The sequence below is a fragment of the Deminuibacter soli genome (genome assembly GCF_003412455.1).
GTDB lineage: Bacteria > Bacteroidota > Bacteroidia > Chitinophagales > Chitinophagaceae > Deminuibacter > Deminuibacter soli.
Genome location: NZ_QTJU01000011.1, coordinates 142,354 through 164,425, shown reverse-complemented (window position 1 = coordinate 164,425; position 22,072 = coordinate 142,354). Strand labels below are relative to the sequence as shown.

The 22,072-nt window shown below is 46.3% G+C and carries 20 protein-coding genes; 16 read left to right on the top strand and 4 right to left on the bottom strand.

Features of this window, described 5'->3' with window-relative positions; all coding sequences use genetic code 11:
• Window positions 1–151: 151 nt before the first annotated feature.
• Window positions 152–307 carry a hypothetical protein gene (locus tag DXN05_RS24785; RefSeq protein WP_158559394.1) on the bottom strand — a complete coding sequence of 52 codons (156 nt, stop codon included), beginning with the start codon at window positions 305–307 and terminating at the stop codon, window positions 152–154.
• A gap of 364 nt (window positions 308–671) precedes the next feature.
• On the opposite strand from DXN05_RS24785, the gene DXN05_RS21725 reads away from it, so the two are divergent.
• A complete protein-coding gene (locus DXN05_RS21725) occupies window positions 672–1,622 on the top strand; it encodes a hypothetical protein (protein ID WP_116849398.1) in 951 nt (316 codons plus the stop codon).
• Between the two features lie 39 nt (window positions 1,623–1,661).
• Here the strand turns inward: DXN05_RS21725 and DXN05_RS21720 are convergent, their stop codons facing one another.
• Window positions 1,662–2,303 (bottom strand): putative polyvalent protein kinase domain-containing protein, encoded by a 642-nt coding sequence (locus tag DXN05_RS21720; RefSeq protein WP_116849397.1) that lies wholly within the window; start codon window positions 2,301–2,303, stop codon window positions 1,662–1,664.
• A 344-nt stretch (window positions 2,304–2,647) separates the two neighbouring features.
• Between DXN05_RS21720 and atpD the strand changes: the two genes are divergently transcribed.
• From atpD to DXN05_RS21700, 4 genes are all read left to right on the top strand, one after another.
• Entirely contained in the window at window positions 2,648–4,147 is a 1,500-nt protein-coding gene (gene atpD, locus DXN05_RS21715) for a F0F1 ATP synthase subunit beta (protein ID WP_116849396.1), read from the top strand.
• 114 nt (window positions 4,148–4,261) lie between these two features.
• Window positions 4,262–4,516, top strand: a complete 255-nt coding sequence (gene atpC / locus DXN05_RS21710; protein WP_116849395.1) for an ATP synthase F1 subunit epsilon — start codon at window positions 4,262–4,264, stop codon at window positions 4,514–4,516.
• A gap of 497 nt (window positions 4,517–5,013) precedes the next feature.
• The gene (locus DXN05_RS21705) at window positions 5,014–5,649 is read left to right on the top strand and encodes a DUF4136 domain-containing protein (protein WP_116849394.1); all 636 of its coding nucleotides are present in this window, start codon (window positions 5,014–5,016) and stop codon (window positions 5,647–5,649) included.
• Window positions 5,650–5,682: 33 nt separating this feature from the next.
• The gene (locus DXN05_RS21700) at window positions 5,683–6,309 is read left to right on the top strand and encodes an outer membrane beta-barrel protein (protein WP_116849393.1); all 627 of its coding nucleotides are present in this window, start codon (window positions 5,683–5,685) and stop codon (window positions 6,307–6,309) included.
• A gap of 83 nt (window positions 6,310–6,392) precedes the next feature.
• On the opposite strand, the gene DXN05_RS21695 is transcribed toward DXN05_RS21700, so the two are convergent.
• Window positions 6,393–6,947: a YqgE/AlgH family protein gene (locus DXN05_RS21695; RefSeq protein WP_116849392.1), complete on the bottom strand. Its 555-nt coding sequence runs from the start codon at window positions 6,945–6,947 to the stop codon at window positions 6,393–6,395.
• A gap of 123 nt (window positions 6,948–7,070) precedes the next feature.
• Between DXN05_RS21695 and DXN05_RS21690 the strand changes: the two genes are divergently transcribed.
• Window positions 7,071–8,426 carry a sensor histidine kinase gene (locus DXN05_RS21690; RefSeq protein ID WP_116849391.1) on the top strand — a complete coding sequence of 452 codons (1,356 nt, stop codon included), beginning with the start codon at window positions 7,071–7,073 and terminating at the stop codon, window positions 8,424–8,426.
• A 64-nt stretch (window positions 8,427–8,490) separates the two neighbouring features.
• Here DXN05_RS21690 and DXN05_RS21685 read toward each other — a convergent pair whose 3' ends face one another.
• The gene (locus tag DXN05_RS21685; RefSeq protein WP_116849390.1) at window positions 8,491–9,729 is read right to left on the bottom strand and encodes an S-adenosylmethionine:tRNA ribosyltransferase-isomerase; all 1,239 of its coding nucleotides are present in this window, start codon (window positions 9,727–9,729) and stop codon (window positions 8,491–8,493) included.
• Window positions 9,730–10,067: 338 nt separating this feature from the next.
• Here DXN05_RS21685 and mraZ point away from each other — a divergent pair, with 338 nt between their 5' ends.
• The 10 genes from mraZ (at window position 10,068) to murC (ending at window position 22,070) form a co-directional block, all read left to right on the top strand.
• Complete coding sequence (mraZ, locus tag DXN05_RS21680; RefSeq protein WP_116849389.1) at window positions 10,068–10,523, top strand: division/cell wall cluster transcriptional repressor MraZ; 456 nt, start codon at window positions 10,068–10,070, stop codon at window positions 10,521–10,523.
• A gap of 34 nt (window positions 10,524–10,557) precedes the next feature.
• The gene (gene rsmH, locus DXN05_RS21675) at window positions 10,558–11,484 is read left to right on the top strand and encodes a 16S rRNA (cytosine(1402)-N(4))-methyltransferase RsmH (RefSeq protein WP_116849388.1); all 927 of its coding nucleotides are present in this window, start codon (window positions 10,558–10,560) and stop codon (window positions 11,482–11,484) included.
• A gap of 22 nt (window positions 11,485–11,506) precedes the next feature.
• Window positions 11,507–11,860 carry an FtsL-like putative cell division protein gene (locus DXN05_RS21670; protein ID WP_116849387.1) on the top strand — a complete coding sequence of 118 codons (354 nt, stop codon included), beginning with the start codon at window positions 11,507–11,509 and terminating at the stop codon, window positions 11,858–11,860.
• 75 nt (window positions 11,861–11,935) lie between these two features.
• Window positions 11,936–14,053, top strand: a complete 2,118-nt coding sequence (locus DXN05_RS21665; protein ID WP_116849386.1) for a penicillin-binding protein — start codon at window positions 11,936–11,938, stop codon at window positions 14,051–14,053.
• Window positions 14,054–14,074: 21 nt separating this feature from the next.
• Entirely contained in the window at window positions 14,075–15,538 is a 1,464-nt protein-coding gene (locus DXN05_RS21660) for a UDP-N-acetylmuramoyl-L-alanyl-D-glutamate--2,6-diaminopimelate ligase (protein ID WP_116849385.1), read from the top strand.
• Between the two features lie 44 nt (window positions 15,539–15,582).
• The gene (gene mraY, locus DXN05_RS21655; RefSeq protein WP_116849384.1) at window positions 15,583–16,890 is read left to right on the top strand and encodes a phospho-N-acetylmuramoyl-pentapeptide-transferase; all 1,308 of its coding nucleotides are present in this window, start codon (window positions 15,583–15,585) and stop codon (window positions 16,888–16,890) included.
• 3 nt (window positions 16,891–16,893) lie between these two features.
• Complete coding sequence (gene murD, locus DXN05_RS21650) at window positions 16,894–18,234, top strand: UDP-N-acetylmuramoyl-L-alanine--D-glutamate ligase (protein WP_116849383.1); 1,341 nt, start codon at window positions 16,894–16,896, stop codon at window positions 18,232–18,234.
• A 7-nt stretch (window positions 18,235–18,241) separates the two neighbouring features.
• Entirely contained in the window at window positions 18,242–19,537 is a 1,296-nt protein-coding gene (locus DXN05_RS21645; protein WP_116849382.1) for an FtsW/RodA/SpoVE family cell cycle protein, read from the top strand.
• Between the two features lie 12 nt (window positions 19,538–19,549).
• A complete protein-coding gene (gene murG, locus DXN05_RS21640) occupies window positions 19,550–20,635 on the top strand; it encodes an undecaprenyldiphospho-muramoylpentapeptide beta-N-acetylglucosaminyltransferase (protein WP_116849381.1) in 1,086 nt (361 codons plus the stop codon).
• Between the two features lie 52 nt (window positions 20,636–20,687).
• Window positions 20,688–22,070 (top strand): UDP-N-acetylmuramate--L-alanine ligase, encoded by a 1,383-nt coding sequence (gene murC / locus DXN05_RS21635; protein ID WP_116849380.1) that lies wholly within the window; start codon window positions 20,688–20,690, stop codon window positions 22,068–22,070.
• Window positions 22,071–22,072: the final 2 nt, after the last annotated feature.

Sequence of the window (22,072 nt, the reverse complement as noted above, 5' to 3'; positions counted from 1 at the left end):
CTGCAACGAAAAAATATCCAGATCAGGTGTATAACTATAAAAACAAAATGAGGCTGCCTCTTTCTTGAAGTGCCCCCTAAAAGCGTCTAACTTTAAGGGGGCACTTCATCTTTTGAGACAGCCTCTTATCATAATGAATACACCGGGAAGCTTAGTTGCCGGGAGGGTTGGTTGGTGGTTTAGGCGGTATATGACCTGTTTCGCCACCGGTATCCGCGGTTGCTTCTGAGTTGGTACGAACGGTTGTTGTGTGGTTATGATTAGGGCATGCGAGTGCCATAACCATGGCTATAAAAAGCTGGAACATTGTTTTTGATTTTTTGGAATTAGAAAAGGTGTTACACCCGGCAGCAAAGTGCCGGTGCAACGTTGAGGAGGTAAGCAAGAAGCGCTTCTTGCTTTGTTTGGGAAGAATGCGGGCCTTGGGGCAGAAGCTTATAAACGCTTCCCAGGCCGGGTACAAACCGCTGCTTCCGCAGCCCGCTGAAATTCATTTGTACAGTGGGCGCCCATTAGCCAGGCAGGCGTCCGATGAATTTCGAAAACGAAGATAGGACGGTGTAAGTGGTTGATCCTAAGGTTGTTCCGGTAATTCCGGTCATTCCTTTCAGATTCCGGTAATTCCGGTGAGATTCCGATAATTCCGTTAGTAAATCCTTATAAATACTGAAATGTTTCCCGATTATGAATTGCTGGTATGGCAGGACTACCAGAAAAAAAAGACTGCCAATGTGCTCCCGGTAAGTTTAACTGAGCCTACACCCGGTCAATTAAAAACTGAATGCGCCGCTGTCTGCAATGTGCGCTTTAGAAAAAAAGATGAGAAAATATTGGTGGCTGTGTTTGGAAAAAATGACGACCTGAAAGGGTATTTAACAGCGATTGATCAATACAAAACAGACCTGTTCAAGTCACTTGTAAACTATTTGAAACAAGAAACCAAGAGTACAAGTAAGAAGAATATAGAGTTGTTGGCCTGGCTGATCGACTTTGAGCCAAGACCCTTCGAATACGGAAAAAAATATGTCATTAAAGAGGAGGAAAAAGAAATTTTTGAAGAGATAGAGGAAACAGAGAAAGAAGCAGACGTTATCGCTGAAGGTGTGAAAGAGGAAGGAGAAACAAAGAAGCCAGAAGCCGTTAACCCACCCACAATAATACCCGGCAAACCACACCCGTCTTCCAAAATCAGGAGCATAATAGCAGCGGTTGCACTTTTACTAGTGGCGGTAGGTGGCTTTACCTTGTTTCACCTGTGGCGGGCTAGTAATACACAAATGGCAGCAACCCTGCCGACCGATAATAATGATACTACTAACAAGCACCTAGTTCCCGGGCAATGCATGCACTGGACAGGAGATCATTACGAAGTTATTGCCTGCAATCCGGGTACCGGTGACACGTTTAACCGGGTACCGCTTGATACAGCAATACTTAACAATTTTAAGCGAATAGTTCAATGGGATACAATTACTTATAAGTCAATAGGTTTTGTGTGGTATGTGAAGGTCAACCGTGATAGTTTAGAATATTACACTTCCAGCGGCTTCCACCCAATATACAATCAACTACGCCTCAGGCAGATTACCCGTTATATTATTGACAAGCATATACTCCACTAGAGTGAATGAGTATGTTTCAGGCATGTAAGTGCGTGTGATTTACCCCATTATGTAGAATACCGTATCAATAAAAAATAAGATATCGCCCTGGTTAAGAACATTTTCATCATGCATATCTTCAAGTGCCAGGTTAAATTCATTATTATAATAGTCCTGGCGCCTGCTTTTCGCAAAGCCGTTAAAATTCAAAAGTTCTTCAATAGCCTCCAATGCTGCATTTTCGCCTTCAATAAAGGGTTGTTGCAACACAGCCAGGAGCTGATTTTCATTTTCTGTAAAGCCTAACAGTGAATATCCTGTATTAGGAAAAAATAAATTATGCAGGCACAGGCTGGTAAAAAACTCTGTCCACGTGGCATAGTAGCTCGCGTCATTGGTTTTGATAACTTGTCGTCCGGTATGTGCCAGATAAACAATAGATTCTCCACCGGCAGCAATACGCCTGCTGCCAGAGGGGAGTTTATTTAGCCAGAGATGGTTGTTTTGAGTATGATTTTTTAGGAAGCCAGTTTGCTTTTCTTTGAGGATTGCGCGATCCGCGAATTCGCTTTTATTCGTTGCACTTGTTCCAAAGCTTTGGCATAGGAGATTTCTGATTGCTGTGCAAGAATCTCCCGGCCTCTCCTGGAGTTCTCCTCGAATGATATTTTGAAGTTTTTGGCGGATGTCATCAGCGATCATTTAGACAAAACTAAGAAAAATCGCATAGAACAGAAAGCGCCCGCCCTATTCCTTCGCTCTCGTAAAATTTCTTTGTCCATAGGGTTCCTTCGGGGTGGGGTTTCTTTTGGGGAATAATGCCGGGGGAAATAGCCTCCCTGGAATTTTACCCTACTGAAACCCTTTTTTACGCCATTTCCCCCAAAAACCAGCCATAAAACCACAAAAACCATCAAACAATTTAAATTTATCCCGTCGCTTTTTTTCTTTCAAACACCTATTCCCTTACCTTTGCCGCCAAATTGAAAAAGAACATTTCATATAAGTAAGAACCCTGTTCATTCAAAACCTTACTCAATTAATATATGGCTAATAAAGGTAAGATCAAACAGATCATCGGTGCGGTGGTAGACGTACAGTTCGAGGGCACACTCCCCGAAATCTACAACGCCCTGGAACTCACAAAGGAAAATGGTGACAAGCTGGTACTGGAAGTACAGCAGCACCTGGGTGAAGACAGCGTGCGTACCATTGCAATGGACGGTACGGAAGGGCTTGTTCGCGGCCTGGAAGTAAGAGATACCGGAAGGGCTATCGCAATGCCTACCGGTGAAGGCATCAATGGCCGTCTGTTTAACGTAACCGGTGACCCTATTGATGGTTTACCTGCCGTTGATAAAACCAATGGCCGCGCCATCCACGCCTTACCTCCCAAATTTGAAGAGCTGAGCACAGCTACCGAAGTACTGTTTACCGGTATCAAGGTAATCGACCTCATCGAACCTTATGCGAAAGGTGGTAAAATTGGTCTGTTCGGCGGTGCGGGTGTAGGTAAAACCGTATTGATTCAGGAGCTCATCAACAACATCGCCAAAGGTCACGGTGGTTTGTCAGTGTTTGCAGGTGTAGGTGAAAGAACCCGTGAAGGGAATGACCTGCTGCGCGAAATGATTGAAGCCGGCATTATGAAATACGGCGATAAATTCGTTCACTCCATGGAAGAAGGTGGCTGGGATCTCAGCACTGTTGACATGGAAGGACTGAAAGATTCAAAAGCGACTTTCGTTTTCGGACAGATGAACGAACCCCCCGGAGCACGTGCACGTGTAGCCCTGTCAGGCTTAACCATCGCGGAATACTTCCGTGACGGCGACGGCACTGGAAAAGGTAAAGACATCCTGTTCTTCGTAGATAATATCTTCCGTTTCACACAGGCCGGTTCTGAAGTATCAGCCCTGCTGGGCCGTATGCCTTCAGCGGTGGGTTACCAGCCTACACTGGCTACTGAAATGGGTTTGATGCAGGAACGTATCACTTCAACTAAAAACGGTTCTATTACCTCTGTACAGGCGGTATACGTACCTGCGGATGACTTGACCGATCCGGCTCCCGCAACTACCTTCGCTCACCTTGACGCGACTACGGTATTAAGCCGTAAAATCGCTGACTTAGGTATTTACCCTGCGGTAGATCCCCTGGATTCTACTTCACGTATCCTTACACCGGCCGTTGTAGGTGACAAACACTACGATTGCGCCAACCGTGTAAAACTGATCTTACAGCGCTATAAAGAGCTGCAGGATATCATCGCCATCCTTGGTATGGACGAGCTGAGCGACGAAGATAAACTCACCGTTGCCCGTGCACGTAAAGTACAGCGTTTCCTGTCACAGCCTTTCCACGTAGCTGAACAGTTCACCGGTCTGAAAGGTGTATTTGTTAGCATCGACGATACTATCCGCGCATTCAACGCCATCATGGACGGTGAAGTAGACGAGTATCCTGAAGCTGCATTCAACCTGGTGGGTACACTGGAAGATGCCATCGAAAAAGGTAAAAAATTACAGGCTCAGGCACAGGGTTAATTTGAAAATGTGGAAGTGTGCTAATTTGTCCAATGAACTCCTTTGGAGAAAATTTTAGCGCGAAGGTTTTTCTCTTTCATTTTCAAATGGTCAAATCACAAATTTCAAATTGTTATGACATTAGAAATATTAACTCCTGAAAAAAAGCTCTACAGCGGTGAAGTGTATGGCGTTCAGCTGCCCGGTATTTCCGGTTTGTTTGAAGTGCTCGACAAACACGCTCCACTGGTTAGCGCTTTGGGCAAGGGCCGCGTAAAAGTGCTGAAAGACAAAAACAATTTTGTGCACTACAGCATCAATGGCGGTTTTGTAGAAGTACTCAACAACAAGGCAACTGTTCTGGTAGAAGGCGCAGAAGCCATCGATTAACTTTACCTGTTGTTTTAAATAATACGAAGCCTTCCCCGTTATCCGGGAAGGCTTCGTCATTTACAGATTTAATTAATGCGTTCACGGTGAGTTAATGTAATAAGATGAGCCAAATGCATTAATTTTCCGCGCGATTAATATTTCAACCCGCCTGCAGGCAACACACCGCAGCAATCGTTCAAAGAACAAAAAGTAGTGCTCCCGGCCAAGGTGCAGTTTAATGCCGGGCTGCACCGGCAATTGATGAACGTGTGGGCATACAGGGTGAGCTTAACTACGCACGCCAGCGAGCTTATAACGAGTTGCTGCTCGGTGCACTGGTGCAGTACAATTTAACAGGCTCTTCATTCTCCAAGCATATTAATAGTGCTTTAACGTTTGCGCTAAAACTCTCTTAAAATAGGCAGGCGCATGTAACCATACCCATTGTTTTCGTTCTTAATAACGTATCTGGTTTTGAGATATGTTTTGTACTCCTAAAAACGAAAACAGACATTATGAGCACTAGAATTTTACTGCTATGCACAGCTTTTGCAGCAGCAGTTGCGGGAACGGGTTGCACCAAACAACCACTGGATCACATTTCACAGGATGAATCGCGTATTTACATCACCAACTTCGATTCAACAGCCAACTTTAAATCGTACAACACCTACACTATCTCCGATTCTGTCGCGGTGATCAGCGATCAGTCGCACAAAATGGAATCAGGCAGCACAGACCAGGCTTACCTAGCTGCCGTTAAAAAATACATGCAGCAACAGGGCTATACCTACGTTGCACGAACCGCCAACCCCGACCTCGCAGTAAACGTAAACCGCATTTACAACACCACTTCCGGTGTAATCAGTTATGGTGATTACTGGGATTACTACGGCGGCTACTGGGATCCTTTTTACTACGGGTACGGCGGTTATGGTTACGGTATTCCTTATTATGGCTACAGTGTGTATTCCATTACAGAAGGCGCCATGAGTGTGGATTTGCTTGATCTGAAAAATGCAGCGGCAAAAAAAGAGATCAACATTATCTGGACTGGTCTTATACGCGGCTCAGGCATCTTCAACACATCTGTTGCCGATGCACAGGTGCAGGCGCTGTTTACACAGTCGCCCTATCTCACCAACAAATAATTACTGGCATATCTATCAATCAAAAGCATCATTATGAAACGTATGAATATCGTGCTTACTGCCTGTATACTGTTGCTGGCAGCTGTATCGGCCAAAGCACAGGAAGGAGGTTTAAAAGTTGACCTGTATTATAACTACAGCAACCCGGTAGGAAGTTTTAAAAACAACTATATATCCAACAGCTCGCCCCGTGGTGTGGCCGGTGATGTGATGTACAATATCAACAGGCAGTGGAGTGCAGGCCTGTATTTCGGTTACCAGGATTATTACCAGAAATACCCGCGCAGCACATACCACACCGCACCCGGTGAAGATATTTCTGCCGTGGTATCCAACTCTGTACAAACCGCACCCTTTATGGCCAAAGGCGTTTTTACACCATTGGGTAACAAGCTCAGCATTGTGCAGCCTTACATTTCAGCAGCTGCCGGTGTAAATTTTATTACCGATAAACAATACCTCGGCCAGTTTGGAACTTCGAATACCGCAGGCCGTTTTATTGCGCAGGGTGGCGCAGGTGTGCAGATAAATTTTGGCAGGCTTAGTGATGCAGGCATTACCCTGGGGGCAGTTTACAACTATGCACCATACAACAGGTTTGGTGTTGGCTCGCTCAACAGCATCGATTTCCAGGCAGGCGTGCATTTCCCGCTGCGGTAACCTGGTTTCTGCAAGGCAAAGGCTGTGTAAACTGTACAGTGGAAGGTACAGGATACACAGCCTTTTATATAAAATGCAGTTGATTAATTCAGTTGCGGATCAATGGGGTAGTGGATCAGCTGTTCAAAATCGCCGCCCATCTGTTTCAGTGCTTCAGGCCATATCTGGTTTTCATCGGGCATAAATACCAGCTTGCGGTTGCCGGAAGTGGTGAGCCAGCTTTTTTCCTCCAGCTCCCCGGCCAGCTGTCCTTCGCTCCAGCCGCTGTAGCCAATAAAAAAACGGATATGATGGGGCTTTATTTTCTCTTCCTGTATCAGCTCTACCAGTGTGGCAAAATCACCGCCCCAGAAAATGCCATCGGTAATTTCAACACCGCCCTGTATCAGGTCGGGCCGCTGGTGTATAAAGTGAATGGTATCCATTTGCACCGGTCCGCCATAAAACACCGGCAGCTGGCAGCCGTCAAGATCATTTACCAGGTCGCCCACTACCTTATCATACTTCCTGTTCAGCACAAAGCCAAAGCTGCCTTCCGACTGGTGCTCACAAATAAAAACGGCAGTGCGCATAAAGTTCGGATCTTTCAGGAAGGGGTCCGCGATCAGTATTGTTCCGGGTAATACTCTTTCATCCATATCAGTAAATTACTATATTCGGTTCATTTCAGGAAAAAACAGGGCCTGAAAAACAGCTTTACAAGTTGTTAATGATACGCCCGGCGTATACATTATTCAATCTATTCCTGTAGGTTTGTAACAATGAAGAAGGTTTTTCCAGCCATTGTTGTATTAATTGCACTTTCTTTAGCCGGTATCATCGTTTTCCAGATATCCTGGCTCAAGAACCTGTTACAGGTACAGCAACAAAATTTATTTCAAAATGTTGATTATGCCGGCATTGAAGTAGCCAACGATTTAAGCAGGCAGGCTTCGGGTGCCCAGGTGCACGTACACCTGCACAGCCGCCAGCTGCCGGGTTTGCGCATGGCGCCCAAATACGAACTGGGTATCATTAAACCGCCCCAGATATCAGAGCGTTACACCGATTTTGAAATATACGACAAGCTCAAAAAAGCCTTCGACAAAAAGGGATTACACAAACTGCGTTTTGAATTTGCCGTAGCCACCGCTAATGATTCTGAAGGCTGGCTGCTCGAAATGCAATCCCGCAATTTTGCTACCGCAATACTCGATTCTACCAAAAACAATCCGCAGATCACCATTCCCATCAGCCCCGAAAGCGGCAGCGACCTGGAAGGACTGGTTGGTTCAGAACGCCTGGTAATATTGATACCCGACGTTAAAACACAGGTATGGCAGTCTCTTGTACCCCAGATCATTGCTTCGGGTGTGTTTGTACTGATATTGATCGCCGCATTTTATCTCACCGTAAAAACCATGCTCAACCAGAAAAAGCTGAGTGAAATCAAAAGCGATTTCATCAACAACATGACGCATGAGTTTAAAACACCGCTGGCCACCATATCGCTTGCAGTAGATGCATTGCGCAATGAAAAAGTGCAGAACGACCCGCAGAAGATGGGCTACTTCAATGGCATTATCAAGGAAGAGAATGTGCGCATGAACAAGCATGTAGAAACCATTCTGCAGGCCGCACTCATGGAAAAACAGGAATTGAAATTAAACCTTGAACGCCTGCATGCACATGATATCATTAACCATGTAATGGAAAATTTTGCGCTGGTGTTACAGCAAAAAAATGCACGGCTTGAAACTTACCTCAATGCATCCAACGATTTGATTGAAGCAGATGAAGTACACTTCACCAACCTGATCTCCAACCTGGTTGACAACGCGATCAAATACTCCAAGGAAAACCTGCTTATCAAAATCACCACTCATAGCAGCAATAAATTCCTGCTCATCCGCATTGAAGACAATGGCATCGGCATGAGTAAGGAAACGGTGAAACGCATCTTCGAAAAATTCTACCGCGCCCATACCGGCAACCTGCACAATGTAAAAGGCTTTGGCTTAGGCATGAGCTATGTTAAAACTGTAATCGATATTCACAAGGGAAGAATAAAAGTAGACAGCGTATTGGGCAAAGGCAGCACCTTCACCGTAGAAATGCCCCTGCTCAAGGAAGCCTGAAAATGTTCAAAAGTTAAAAGGTTCAATTGTTCCAATGGTATTCCATTGTGTCGGCTCACGCGGCTTATTTCCACAACAAACTTCCATCTCCATAACTCAGGAAACGGAAATCGTGCTCCATGGCATAATTATAAATGGTGCGCCAGTTATCACCCGTGATAGCAGCAATCAGCAACAGCAAAGTTGATTGCGGCTGGTGAAAATTGGTGATTAGTGCATCTGCCACTTTTAACCGGTAACCCGGTGCAATAATAATCTGTGTTTTTACAATCAGCCGTTCCAGTGCATTGGTGCGCATCCATGCGGCAAGTGCCTGCAATGCAGCAACCGTGCTTGTTTCAGCCTGTGGTGTTTGGTAGGGGGCCCATTGCTGTACATGCATGGCGGCGGGTTGCAGTTGCGGTTGTTGCAACACTTCTACGCCCAGCCAGTACAAACTTTCAATGGTACGCAGCGAAGTAGTGCCTACAGCGATCACCGGCTTTTGTATGGTTTCAATGTGATGGGCAATGTGTTCAATCAGCTGCAAAGGCACATCCATAAACTCGGCATGCATTTCATGCGCTTCCAGGGTTTCGCTTTTCACCGGTTTAAATGTGCCGGCGCCTACATGCAGTGTTACATATTGCTGCTGTACCTGTTTGCTGGCCAGTGCCTGTTGCAGTGCGGGTGTAAAATGTAACCCGGCTGTGGGCGCTGCAACCGATCCGTCGTGCCGGGCATACACGGTTTGATAACGTTGTTTGTCTTCTTCTTCTGCTACACGGTTTAAATAGGGAGGCAAAGGCAGCACGCCTGCAGCATGCAGCAGTTCGGCAAAACTCAGCGAATCATCATCCCATTCAAATTCTATGAGGAAGCTGTCGCCCGATTTTTCCAGTTTATGCGCCTGCACCAGCACCGGGTGGTTGTGTATGGTAATGGTTTTTTCCAGCGCACCTTCTTTCCATTTTTTTGCACCGCCTACCAGGCATTTCCAGCGTACACTTTTTTTCTGCAGCATGGCCGTGGTAATGTCAGGATAATTGTCGCCCGGCTCCAGGCAAAACAGTTCAATGGTGCTGCCGGTAGATTTCTGAAAAAGCAGCCTTGCTTCTACCACCTTGGTATTGTTAAACAGCAGCAGGCTTTCTGCGGGAATGAAATCCGGCAAATGCCGGTAGTTGCTCTCGCTGATAGTACCGTTACGGTACACCAGCAGTTTGCTGGCATCGCGTTCGGCCAGCGGGTAGCGGGCAATACGTTCGTCGGGCAGATGGTAGGTAAAATCTTTTATGCTGATATGCCGGGGGTGTAAATGCATGGCGCGAAAGTACAATTTAGCGCTGAGAGGTGTATTTGCCGCAATGCAAAATGAAATTGTGGTGGCAGTTGCCGGACAAAATGTTGAAAAGTGGGAGATGGCCGGAGGGGCCGACAGGCGGATAAAAAACCATGCGTTACTTATCCACAGGTTATGCACAGTAATTCACATCTAAAATACAGGAAGGCCGCAGGATGGGCGTTGTAAGCCATTGACTGAGGGGAGTTTAAGTCATTTCGGGCATGTGGAAAAAATAGCCAGTCCGAATGTTGGCATGAAAGTGGGAAAAAGTGTTATTTTGTGGTAATAAATGGTGAAAGTATAGTCAAACTACATAAATGATTGGTTTTCTCGGTGAATATGAAGCTACGCTCGACGCAAAAGGGCGCTTCCTGTTACCGGCAGGCTTTAAGAAGCAGCTGCCGGAGGGGGAGGGCCGCTTCATTATTAACCGTGGGTTTGAGAAATGCCTCAGTTTATATCCTATACAAAGTTGGGAACCCATTTACGCAAAAATTAGCCAGTTAAACGATTTTGACCCTAAAGTACGGGATTTCCGGCGTCAGTTTTTAGGTGGCGCTTCAGAAGTTGAGCTCGATGCCGCAGGGCGATTGTTGTTACCGCCCACTTTAAAAGAGTTTGCGGGGCTTTCAAAAGATATCATACTGGTGGCAGCAACCAATAAAATTGAAATATGGGATGCTGCTAAGTACAAAGAGCTCTTTGAAGCATTCTCGGCAAACGCTTTCAGCAGCCTGGCTCAGGAAGTAATGGGCGGGTTGGGGAATGGTTAAGTATCATCAAACAATAATGTTTTAAAATAAATCCATGAGCGAACAGTCTGGTGAGATGGGTTCTTCGTATCACGTTCCGGTTCTGTACCGGGAAGTGCTCGATGGGTTGGCGATAAAACCCGGTGGTGTGTATGTAGACTGTACGTTTGGCGGTGGTGGTCACAGCCGCGGCATTTTGCAGCAGCTGAACGAAAACGGCCGGCTCATTGTGTTTGACCAGGATGCCGATGCGCAACGCAATGTGCCTGCCGATGAGCGGGTGTTGTTTGTTCCGCAAAATTTCAGGCACCTGCAACGCTTTCTGCGTTTGTACAAACACACAGCGGTGGATGGTATACTGGCCGACTTGGGCGTAAGCAGTCACCAGTTTGATGAAGGAGAGCGGGGGTTTTCTACCAGGTTTGACGGCCCGTTAGATATGAGAATGGATCGCCGCCAGGAAACAACCGCAGTAGATGTGCTGAAGACTTTAAGTGAACAGGCATTACACAAGTTATTTGAACAATACGGGGAAGTGACCAATTCAAAAACACTGGCGAAGCACATTGTGCAGCAACGGCAGCATATGCCGCTTAGCAGCATAGCCAATTTTAAAGCCATGTTGCAGCCGGTGGTGAAAGGCAATCCCAACAAATACCTGGCGCAGGTTTTCCAGGCGCTGCGTATTGAAGTGAACGATGAAATGGGGGCACTGCGCGATATGCTGCAGCAGGGAGTTGAAGTGCTAAAGCCTGGTGGCAGGTTTGCGGTGATCACCTTCCACTCTATCGAAGACAGGCTCGTGAAAAACTTTTTCAGGCAGGGCACATTTGAAGAGGAAGATGACAACCCGCTGCTGCCTACACAAAAAACCGTATTGCTGAAACCGGTTACTAAAAAACCTGTATCAGCATCGGAAGAGGAATTGAAAAAGAATCCACGCTCACGAAGCGCAAAACTGAGAGTAGCAGAAAGAGTATAAATACCGGCGGAAAAAAAAGAATATGAGTGAACAGCAGGAGCAAATACAAAACGGTAGTGCCGGTAAAAATCCGCTGAAGCGCTTTTTCCGGTATGAATGGATACTGGGTAATATCCGCTTCTTCCTGTTCCTGGCAGTGCTGGCAGTGGTGTATATCGCCAACGGGCACATGGCAGATAAAACCATCAGGGATGCAGATAAAACCGGGAAAGAGCTGAAAGAGCTGCAGTACGTATACAAAACGCTGAAAAGCGAAGTGATGTTCAGGAGCCGTGAATCAGAAATAGTACGCGCAGCAGAACCGCTGGGTTTAAAAATAGATAGTGTGCCGCCCGTACGCATTGTGCTGGAAAAAAGCGGTGATAAAAAGGATTAACAAGGCAGGCGCAGTTTAACGTAGGTATCCCGTACAACTTGCAATAAACGCTGTTGAAAAAAGGAGAAAGTAATTGTGGAAGTAAAGCGTGACATATTATGGCGTGTGTATCTCTGCTACATGGTAGTAGCTGTGGTATGCGTGCTCATTATCGGGAAGGCGTTTTACATTCAGCAGGTACAGGGCAGGTACTGGCGCAGCATGAGCGACAGCCTGCACCAGCACATAGAAGAAATAGACGCCGAACGCGGCACCATTTATAGTGAAGACGGGCAGATGCTGAGCACCAGCATTCCGCAGTTTGATATTTATATCGATTTCGCCGCAGACGGTCTGCGCGACAAAAGCGGTAAACGCTTCAGGGAAAACGTTGATTCGCTGAGTATTTGTTTGTCTGCTTTGTTTAAAGACCATACGGAAGCGGAATACCGCAAGCTGCTGAAAGACGGCTACCGTGAGAAAGACCGTTATTTTTTGCTGAAAAGAAAAATCAGCTTCAGGGAATACGAGCAGTTGCGTGCATTCCCGCTGGTTCGCCTGGGTAAAAACAAAAGCGGTTTTATTGCTGAAGTACGCAACATTCGCTTAAACCCTTACCAGATGCTGGCTTTCAGAACCATTGGGCTGGACAGGGATTCGTTTAAAGTAGGTTTGGAAATGACCTACGACAGCATACTCAGTGGTATCAAGGGCAAAAGGCTGGTGCGTTATATCGGTGGTGGTGTAAGTGTTCCGGTAGATGATGAATTGCAGGTGGAATCTGAAAACGGTAAAGACATTATCACCACACTGGATGTACACATACAGGATATCGCAGAAAATGCACTCATGAAAACCATGGTGCAAAGCGAATCGGCCAATGGTACCTGTATTGTAATGGAAACAAAAACCGGTAAAATACGCGCCATCGCCAACCTGGGTCGCAGGACTGATGGCAGTTACTGGGAAGATTATAATTACGCCCTTCGTGCAACCGAACCGGGCTCAACCATTAAACTGGCTACGCTTTTATCTGTACTGAGCGATGGTGGAACCACCATTAATGATCCGGTAGAGGTAGGGATGGCCGGTAACACGTTTGTAGGCGTACGCAATATTGTGGATGCAGAACCGCATCCCAAGGCCGTCCTTTCTGTGAAAGAATGTTTTGCGCACAGTTCAAATATAGGCATGGGTAAAATTGCGTTCAAGGAGTTTGCATCCCGGCCAGACAGGTTCAGGACTTACCTGCACAAGTTCAGGTTGGATACCCTCACCGGTATTGACCTGCTGGGAGAAGAGAAACCGCGCCTGCCGAAAATGAGCAGGAACAATGAAGGGCTGCATGCAATGGTAACCATGAGTTTTGGTTATGCCATACAGGTAACACCGCTGCAAACACTCACCCTGTACAATGCCATTGCCAACAACGGGGTAATGATGAAGCCTTACCTCGTGAGCAGTGTGGTGAACGATGGTGCCGTGGTAAAGCAGTTTGAACCAACTGTGCTGCAGGAAAATTTTGTAAAACCTGCAGTAATAAAAGATGCGCAGGAATGTATGCGTGCTGTGGTTACCGAAGGTACAGCCATGGCTTTGTTTAAAGGATCGCCCTATACTGTTGCCGGCAAAACCGGTACGGCCAATGTGGCCGATGGTAAGTTCGGATACGATGATGGTGTATACCAGGCATCGTTTGTTGGTTACTTCCCTGCTGATAACCCGCAGTACACCTGCATCGTGGTAATTAAAACAAAACCACATGCAATTGTGCATTTTGGCGGTGCACTGGCAGGGCCGGTGTTCAGGGAAATATCCGACAGGTTGTATGCGATGTATGTAAAACAAAGTGCACCTGTGCAAATGGCCATCATCAGCAAACCGGATAGTAACTATTACAGCTACACCGGTATGCGCAAAGAAATGAAAGCCCTGTTTAATACGCTGCAGATCAGCAGTGCCGATTCAGGAGCAGGGAACAGCGACTGGGCCAAGGTGTACCGCAGGCAGGATAAGCCAACCGTGGCAGATTTCACCGTAGGCAACAAGCAAATGCCGCAACTGGAAGGAATGGGTTTGAAAGATGCTTTGTACGCCTGCGAAAACATGGGACTGAAAGTAACGGTTAAGGGAAGGGGCAAGGTAGCCGGGCAATCAATTATGGCCGGGCAGCCGGTTGCAAAAGGACAGATAGTTAATCTTCAGCTGAATTAAGCTGATAAAAAATAAAAACGCTTGAGCACACTACAGGACATATTATACAAGGTTCCCCTGCAGTCAGTAAACGGAAATACTGCACTGGAGGTAAAGGACATACAAATCGATTCACGCCGGGTAACCGACGGATCGGTGTTTGTGGCCATACGTGGTGCGCAGGCAGACGGGCACCTGTTTATAGAAAAAGCCATTGAGCTGGGTGCCATTGCCATTGTTTGCGAAGCCATGCCTGCACAATTGCAAGCGGGTATTACTTATATACAGGTACAGAACACACACGAAGCGGTTGCTTACATGGCGCATCATTTTTATGGTGAACCTTCTGCACACCTGAAACTGGTGGGTGTTACAGGCACCAATGGCAAAACCACCATTGCTACTGTGCTGTACAACCTGTTTACTGAGCTGGGCCACAAATGCGGCCTTGTAAGTACGGTTGAGAATAAAATAGCAGGTGTTATTGTTCCGGCCACACATACAACGCCCGACGCGGTAAGCCTGAACGCATTGCTGAAACAAATGCTCGATGCAGGTTGCACACATGTGTTTATGGAATGCAGCAGTCATGCCATACACCAGCACCGCATTACCGGCTTGCATTTTACCGGTGCACTGTTCAGTAACATTACACATGACCACCTCGATTATCATAAAACCTTTGAAGAATACATCCGTGTAAAGAAATCGTTTTTTGATAACCTCGGTTCAGATGCATTTGCTATCTCCAACCTCGATGATAAGCGTGGTATGGTGATGCTGCAGAATACGGTAGCAAAAAAATATTATTACAGCCTTAAAACCATGGCTGAGTTTAAAGGCAGGATACTGGAAAATGCATTGACCGGTTTAGTGATGATGGTGAATGAGAAGGAAGTGCATTTTCGCCTGATTGGCGAGTTCAACGCCTACAACCTGCTGGCCGTATACGGTGCCGCGGTAAACCTCGGCGAAAACAAAGAAGAAGTATTGCGTGTGCTGAGCATGCTTACCGGCGCGGAAGGTCGTTTTGACTACATGGTAAGCGGCCAGAAAATCATCGGAATTGTTGACTATGCACATACACCCGATGCGCTGGAAAATGTGCTGAGCACCATTAAGAAACTGCGCAAGGGGCATGAACAGATTATTACCGTTGTGGGTTGCGGTGGCGACAGGGATAAAACCAAACGCCCGATAATGGCAAAGGTGGCTGCGGAGTTAAGTGACAGGGTTATTATGACAAGCGATAACCCGCGCACAGAAGATCCGCAGGCTATTTTAAACGATATGGAAGCAGGACTGAACATAGCGGCGAAACGAAAAACCATATCCATACTCGACAGGAAGGAAGCGATAAAAACCGCGGTGAGCCTGGCAGGGAGAGAAGACATTATCCTGGTAGCCGGTAAAGGACATGAGAAATACCAGGATATCAACGGGGTAAAACACCCGTTTGATGATAAAGCGGTACTGAGGGAAGTGTTTGCATTGCTGGAAAAGTAACACAGGAAACAACAATATACGGGATTGACTATTTAAAAACCATTATGTTATATTATTTATTTACCTGGCTTAAACAACATCACAACCTGAGCGGTGCGGGACTGTTCCAGTTTATCACGTTCCGTGCAGCGCTGGCTATATTGTTGTCGTTGTTTATTGCTACGGTATACGGCAAACGTATCATCAATTACTTAAAGCGCAAACAAATAGGTGAAACCGTTCGTGACCTTGGATTAGCCGGTGAGCAGCAGAAAAAAGGTACGCCTACCATGGGTGGTATCATCATACTGCTGTCTATTCTTATTCCAACGCTGTTGTTTGCCGATTTAAATAAAGTATACATACGCCTGATGCTGCTGTGTACTGTATGGTTGGGCATGATTGGTTTCCTGGATGACTATTTCAAAATCAAGGCACGCAAATCAGCGCAGGCCAAGGGTGAACAATACAAAAAGAAAGATTCTGACGGGCTGGCCGGTAAAGTGAAAATCTTTGGCCAGGTTGGTTTGGGTATTATTATAGGTGCAACGCTCTATTTCAACAACAGTGTAGTGGTAGAACGTGAAATGATCAACGACCAGAATGTGGCAAGCAGCATTCATCCCGGCGATCGTCCGCTGAATATTATCACACGCCAGATGGATGGTAAGAACAGGGATTTTGCACGTGTAAAAACACCCATCACCACCATTCCGTTTGTAAAAAACCATGAGTTCAACTACAGCAGGTTAATTACCTGGATGGGGCCATGGGCAGAGAAATATACCTGGGTTATTTACATATTGATCGTAACATTTATCATCACTGCCGTATCCAACGGGGCCAATTTAACCGACGGGCTGGATGGACTGGCAGCCGGGGTGAGTGCGATTATTGGTGCAGGCATCGGCATATTCGCTTATGTAAGCGGTAACTACCGCATAGCCGATTACCTCAATGTAATGTATATACCCAACCTGAGTGAGCTGTCTATTTTCATCGGTGCGTTTGTGGGTGCGTGTATTGGTTTTCTGTGGTACAATGCATTCCCGGCGCAGGTATTTATGGGCGATACGGGCAGCCTGGCATTGGGTGGTATTATCGCTTCGCTGGCAATCATTATCCGCAAGGAATTACTGATACCTATTTTCTGCCTGGTGTTCCTGGTAGAAAGCATGAGTGTGATACTGCAGGTTAGTTACTTCAAATACACCAAGAAAAAGTTTGGGGAGGGGCGGCGTGTGTTTTTGATGAGCCCGCTGCATCATCACTACCAGAAAAAAGGGTTTCATGAAAGCAAGATTGCAGTGCGTTTCTGGATATTGACTTTGTTGTGTGTGGTATTCTCGATCATCACTTTAAAAATACGCTAGTGCATGGCCAAACGATTAGTGATACTGGGCGGCGGTGAAAGTGGTGTAGGTGCGGCCATACTTGGCAAACAGCGCGGTTACGATGTGTTTGTAAGTGACGGGGGCGCGTTAAAAGATGTGTACCGTAAAACACTCGCTGAACAGGGAATTGAATTTGAAGAAGGAAAACATACGGAAGAAAAAATACTGTCGGCAGATGAAGTAATGAAAAGTCCGGGCATACCTGAGAAGAACGAGATGGTGAAGAAGATAAGGGCAAAGGGTATACCGGTGATCAGTGAAATTGAACTGGCGTACCGGTACAAGGGCAACAGCAAAATAGTAGCGATCACCGGCAGCAACGGCAAAAGCACTACCACCTCGCTGATTTACCATATCTGCAAACTGGCAGGGATGGATTGTGCGCTGGTAGGCAATATCGGGTACTCGTTTGCGAGGCAGGTGGCAGAAGATCCGAAGGACTTGTATGTGGCAGAGATCAGTTCGTTTCAGCTGGATGACATTCAAACCTTCAGGGCCGATGTAGCATTGCTGCTGAATATTACGGAAGATCATTTAGACAGGTACAATTACCAGTTTGAGAATTATATAAAGAGCAAGTTCAGAATAACAGAAAACCAGACAGCCGGAGATTATTTTATCTACTGCGAAGACGATGAAGTGATTATGGCGCATTTAAAATCAATATCCATCACATCTAACCCATTGCCATTTACCATGAAACAAGAAGTAAAAAAAGGCGCATACATAAAAGGAGACCAGATGATGTTACGCGTTCAGGAAGAGCGGGTGAGCATGAGCATCTATGACTTTGCTTTAAAAGGCAAACACAATCAGTACAACACTATGGCAGCAGGTATCGCAGCCGCTACACTGGGCATCAGGAAAGAGAAGATCAGGGAAGCGGTTAAAACATTTGAAAGCCTGGAGCACCGTATGGAGCATGTGGCAACCGTGCGCGGCGTTGAATTTATCAACGACAGCAAGGCTACCAATGTAAACAGTACCTGGTATGCGCTCGAAAGCATGAACAAACCCACCATCCTTATTCTCGGTGGCGTTGACAAAGGCAATGACTACACGCTGATTGAAGACCTGGTGAAAGAAAAGGTAAAGGCCATCGTTTGTATGGGTACCGACAACCAGAAAATTCATGAAGCATTTGGCAGCACCGTAGCTAAAATAGTGGATACTGCCACTGCCAAAGATGCGGTAACCACTGCATTTGAACTGGCCGGTAAGGGTGATGTGGTACTGTTAAGCCCGGCTTGCGCCAGCTTTGACCTGTTTAAAAACTATGAAGACAGGGGCAAGCAGTTTAAAGAAGCAGTAAACGATTTATAATAACAACATGGTAAACGAAACATCCGATAAACTTTTTTCACAGTTCTCTTCCGTTGACGGGGGGCGTTCCGGCCTTTTGAATAAAACGAAGGGTGATAAGTTTATTTGGGGTATCGTGGTGTTGCTGGCAATGATTTCATTGCTGGTAGTATACAGCGCAACGGGGTCTCTGGCCTATAAAATGTACAAGGGTAATACCGAAGTGTACCTGTTTAAACAGCTTTCGTTTATTATCCTCGGCATACTGGTTATTTATTTTTTACACCGTGTTAATTACACCCTGTATTCGCGGGTAGCCATGATATTGTTCGCGATATCAGTTCCGCTGCTGATTTATACGCTGTTCTTTGGTGCACGCATCAATGAAGGCAGCAGGTGGATTAAACTGCCGGTAATTAATATGACCATTCAAACCAGTGACCTGGCCAAACTGGCGTTGTTTATGTATTTATCGCGCCAGCTGAGCAAGAAACAGGAGCAGATCAAAGACTTTAAAAAAGGCTTTATCCCGCTGATTGTACCCATTGCCATTACCTGTGTGCTGATTATGCCGGCGAACCTTTCCAATGCATTGCTTACAGGAGCCACTTCGCTGCTGCTGCTGTTTATAGGAAGGGTAAGTGTAAAACATATCCTGCTGGTAATAGGTGTGGCGCTGATACCGATTCTGTTTATAGTAACGGTGGCGGTAACTACTTACAAGGGGCCGCAACACGAAACAACGGCCAATACACACCAGGCCACAGCTGAAAAGATTCACGGCTTTGGCCGTTTTGGAACATGGGTACGCAGGGTGCAGGATTTTATTTATGCCAAAGATGAAGAAGTGCCTTACCAGGTACAGCAGGCTAACATCGCCATTGCCAATGGCGGTGTGTTGTTTGGATTAGGTCCTGGTAACAGCAGGCAGCGTAATTACCTGCCACAGGCATACAACGACTTTATTTATTCGGTGATTATTGAAGAATACGGATTGGCAGGCGGAGCATTTATTGTATTTGTGTACCTGATATTCCTATTCAGGTGCATCCGCATATTCAGGCGATGTCCCTATGCGTTTGGTGCATTCCTCGCATTGGGATTAAGTTTTACCATGGTGATACAGGCCATTGCCAACATGGCGGTAAATGTGCACCTGGTACCGGTAACAGGGGTAACCCTGCCGCTGGTGAGTATGGGAGGCAGCTCGTTTTTGTTTACCTGCGCATCTGTTGGTATTATATTAAGTGTGGCGCGCAACGTAGAGCAGATGGAAGGAAAAAAAGAAGAACAAACGCCGGCAGTAACGGCACAAGCAGCTTAACGCAGCAGCAACATGAAAAAAATAATTATAGCCGGTGGAGGTACCGGCGGACATATATTCCCGGCCATCGCCATTGCCAATGCCATTAAGCAGCAGGCACCCGGTACCGACATCCTGTTTGTTGGTGCAAAGGGTAAAATGGAGATGCAGCGCGTACCACAGGCTGGTTATTCCATCAAGGGAATTGATATAGCCGGTTTTAACAGGAGCTCTTTGATTAAAAACCTGGGTCTGCCCTTTAAGCTGATCAAAAGTTTTTTCCAGGTAAAAAACATTATCCGCGACTTTAAACCTGATGCGGTGATAGGTGTGGGTGGTTATTCCAGTTTCCCGGTGCTGCGTTCGGCACAGGCGAAAGGCATACCCACTTTCATACATGAGAGCAACTCATTTGCAGGTAAAGCGAATATTATGCTCAGCAAAAAAGCAACGCAGGTATTCGTGGCAAGTGAAGGCATGGACAAGTTTTTTCCTGCAGAAAAAATAAAGATCACCGGTAATCCGGTACGTAAGGCCATCGTAAATGCACACGCAACCCAAAAAGAAGCATTGCGTTTTTTTGGATTGGACGATAGCCTGAAAACCTTGCTGGTGGTTGGTGGCAGTCTGGGTGCACGCAGCATTAACCAGGTAATTTCATCACACGTGCAGGATTTTGAAACCGTGGGGTTGCAGGTGATCTGGCAAACAGGTAAAAACGGCGCGGAAGCCTATATACAACGTGGTAAAAGTTTTGAGAATGTGTGGGTGAGTGAGTTTATTACCGAAATGGATAAGGCTTATGCGGCGGCCGACCTGGTAATATCAAGAGCAGGCGCAATGGCAGTAACAGAATTGTGTGTGGCGAAAAAGCCGGTGATTTTTGTGCCATTCCCATTTGCGGCAGAAGATCATCAAACGGTGAATGCGCGATACCTGGTAGAAAAAGAAGCGGCCATACTGGTGAAAGATGAAGAGGTACAGGCCAAATTATATCCTGCGCTGGTGAAGCTGGCCATGGATGAAGAAAAGCAGGAGAAATTGAAAACGAATATCGCAAAACTGGCAGTAACCAATGCAGATGAAGTGATTGCCGGCGCGGTATTAAGTGCGATATAAAAATAAAATGTGCAGGGCGTTTTGAACGGTGATACGTTAAGCTCAATAAACAATGGACAAACTCAGTAACATACGGAAGGTTTACTTCATAGGTATCGGCGGCATAGGTATGAGCGCGCTGGCCAGGTATTTCCAGTCGAAAGGCGTGGAAGTAAGCGGCTACGATCGCACAGCAACGCCGCTTACCAAAGAACTGGAGCGCGTGGGCATGCCCATTCATTACGATGAAAACGTGCACCTCGCGCCCAAGGATGTAAACCTGGTAGTATATACTCCCGCTATACCTGCCACCAATGTAGAGCTGCAGTTTTACCGCAGCAACGGTTATGAAGTAGTGAAGCGAAGTGATGTGTTGCAGTGGATTACAGAAAGTTCATTTAACGTGTGCGTTGGCGGCACCCACGGCAAAACAACCATTACCACCATGGTGGCGCATATGCTGCGGCACAGCGGTTATGGCTGTAATGCTTTCCTGGGTGGTATTGCAGCAAACTATGGAACTAATTTCTGGCCGAACGACCGGAATGTGGCGGTGATTGAAGCAGATGAGTACGACCGCAGCTTTTTGAAGCTGGTGCCCGATGTGGCTGTGGTAACAGCCATGGATCCTGATCACCTGGATATTTATGGCACGCCCGAAGCGGTGGAAGATGCCTTTGTGGAGTTCTCCAAACGTATTAAAAAAGGCGGCTGCCTGGTAAGCAAATACGGATTGAGCCGTGACGCAGAACTGAGTGGTGATACCCATTTCAGGTACCATTTCAATGATACACGCGCTGATGTGTATGCGGCCAATCTGCGTGTTGAAATGGGATCGTATGTATACGATGTAATAAGCAAAGACTGGACTATCAGCAATGTTTTATTGCACATGGGTGGGTTACATAATGTGGAAAACAGTATTGCTGCTATTACAGTTGCCAGGTACATGGGTTTACCTGATGAACAGATTAAAGCAGCCGTAGCAGATTTTAAAGGAGTGAAACGCAGGTTTCAATACATTTTAAAACCTGCGGCAGATGAAATAAATAAAGGGCATGTGCTGATTGATGATTATGCACATCACCCGGAAGAATTAAAAGCATTGATAACAGGGGTTCGGAGCCTGTATGGTTCGCAAAAGTGTACAGTCATATTCCAGCCCCATTTATTCAGTCGCACACAAGACCTGGCAAACGGTTTTGCAGAAAGCCTGAGCCTGGCCGATGAAGTGGTGCTGCTGCCCATTTACCCGGCCAGGGAACTGCCGGTACAAGGGGTAACCAGTTCTTTGATTCTCGATAAAATGACCATTCCTGCCAAACACCTGCTTACGAAAGAGGAGATGCTGGAATGGGTGCAGCAACAGCAACCGCATTTGCTGGTAATGGCAGGCGCGGGTGATATTGATGCATTGATTAAGGATGTGAGTAAAATTTTATCAGCCAACAGTTAACG